This is a genomic window from Halomonas sp. MCCC 1A11062 (genome assembly GCF_021404355.1).
Classification (GTDB): Bacteria; Pseudomonadota; Gammaproteobacteria; order Pseudomonadales; family Halomonadaceae; genus Halomonas; species Halomonas aerodenitrificans.
Window position 1 is genome coordinate 1 of sequence record NZ_JABFTW010000105.1, and the last position, 243, is coordinate 243.

The 243-nt window shown below is 53.5% G+C and carries 1 rRNA gene; it reads right to left on the bottom strand.

The annotated features are described in order from the left end of the window. A 16S ribosomal RNA gene (locus tag HOP58_RS22990) occupies nt 1–118 on the bottom strand; the annotation flags it as partial. Nucleotides 119–243: the final 125 nt, after the last annotated feature.

Genomic DNA, 243 nt, shown 5'->3' on the forward strand with positions numbered 1-243 from the left:
TTACTCACCCGTCCGCCGCTCGCCACCAGGAAGCAAGCTTCCCGTGCTGCCGCTCGACTTGCATGTGTTAGGCCTGCCGCCAGCGTTCAATCTGAGCCATGATCAAACTCTTCAGTTTAAGGTCATATAGTCCTTACCCTTCTTGCGAAGGAAGCGGACCAAACTTGGCTCAAGGTCAAAGCTTCTCAAAAGACCCGAAGGTCTCGACGAGTCGCTTGCCTTGAAATGGTGTGACTTCTCACC